The organism is Rhodovulum viride (genome assembly GCF_003265965.1).
Classification (GTDB): Bacteria; Pseudomonadota; Alphaproteobacteria; order Rhodobacterales; family Rhodobacteraceae; genus Rhodovulum; species Rhodovulum kholense.
This window is the reverse complement of sequence record NZ_MUAV01000086.1, coordinates 1-1,564: the sequence shown is the minus strand read 5'-3', so window position 1 is coordinate 1,564 and position 1,564 is coordinate 1. Positions and strand designations below refer to the sequence as shown.

The 1,564-nt window shown below is 72.9% G+C and carries 2 protein-coding genes; both read right to left on the bottom strand.

The features are described 5' to 3' along the window. Positions 1–311: Rib/alpha-like domain-containing protein (locus BYZ73_RS21050; RefSeq protein WP_181498159.1), on the bottom strand; the 311-nt coding region annotated here is incomplete at its 3' end. Next, positions 302–1,564, bottom strand: a 1,263-nt coding sequence (locus tag BYZ73_RS23070; RefSeq protein WP_342768241.1) for a glycine-rich domain-containing protein, incomplete at its 5' end; no start/stop codon positions are given. The genes BYZ73_RS23070 and BYZ73_RS21050, both read right to left, overlap by 10 nt.

Sequence of the window (1,564 nt, the reverse complement as noted above, 5' to 3'; positions counted from 1 at the left end):
ATCAGCCAGCCCGCCGCCGGGACGGTCTCGACCGCGCCATCGGCATAGGTGATCTCGACCTCGGCGGCATAGGTGCCGGCCGTATCGGTGTCGCCTTCGGCCCAGGCGTAGCGGACGATGCCGTCCGGATCCTGCACCGTGGCGGCGGCGTCGATGACCAGCGGGGCCGAGGCGTCCCACCAGGGGCGCATCAGAAAGCGGACGCTGGCGCCGGTCAGCAGGCCACTGCCTGCGGCATAGCCCGGCAGCTGGTATTCCAGCCCGGGCGAGGTGTCGCCCCGCTTGATGGTGAAGGTCGTGCTCATTGCCATGCCCTCAGGCTGCCGGGGCCTTGCTGCCCGGTCAGGATCTTGCCCTTGCCCGGCGTGTCCCCGGGCCGTGCCCAGCGTCGGCCGGACACCTGCCCCTGTGTGAAGGCGCCGCCCGAGACCACGAAGGCCGAGGCGATGGAACCGCCGCCGATCCGGTGCACCTGCCCGAGGGCGCCGCCGGTTGCGTCGATCCGCGCTGCCACAGACCCGCCAGCCAGGGCATGGGTCTGGGCCAGCGCACCGCCCGATACCGTGGCCTGTGCCACGGCCGATCCGCCCCCGATCCGGTGGGTCTGGCCGAGAGCCCCGCCAGCGATGGCCACCTGAGCGGCGATGCTGCCGCCCGGAACCGCCGATATGTTCCCGATGTCGCCGCCGGTGATGGTCCCTTGCACCGTGACCGATCCGCCGCCGATGCTGTGGATCTGCCCCAGCGCACCTCCCGCCACGGCTGCCGGTGCCGACACCGCGCCACCGCCTATGGCATGCGTCTGCCCCAGATCCCCGCCAGAAATAGTCGGGGCCGAAGCGATGGCCGATCCGCCCAGCCGGTGCGTCTGACCGACCGCGCCGCCGGAAATCGACACAGCCGAAGCCACCGCCCCACCGCCGATCTCCTCCGCCGAGCTGGCGCTCGGGGTCGCCACGCGCAGAATGACCACACCACCCGCGCCCGGAGATCCCGGGATATAGTTCCGCGTCGTGATGCCGGGGCCGCCTTGGCCCGGAAGGCTGGGCGTCTCGGCCTCGGTCGGCACGTTGACGTCGAGCATCCAGACCCGGCCGGTGCCGCCCGCGCCATAGTCGACAGAGAGACCGGTGATCGCCGACAGGACGCCGGGACCGCCGAGGCCTCCGGTCTCGGGATCGGCATCGCCGCCGTTTCCGCCCGCCCCGCGCCCGCCGCCGGAATGCTTGCGCCCGCCGCTGACCCGGGTGCCGTCGCCGCCCCGATAGGAGGTCGGATGCGCTGCCCCGAAAATGCTGTCGTCCGCGTCCCGCGATCCGCCCCCGCCGCCATCGGTCGGCAGGATCGCCACGCCGCTGCTAAACCCGCCGCCATATCCGCCGCCACGCGCGGTCAGGCCAAGCGCGGAACTTTCGCCCCCGGAAGTTGCTTGCGAGGCGGTTGACGTCCCACCCAGCCCGACCGTGATCGCCAGCGTCCCGGCCGGGACCGCCTGTGTGCCCACCAGTACGTCGCCGCCGGACCCGCCGCCCGAGGCGCCGTAGCTGGTCGGGGCCGAAGCCCC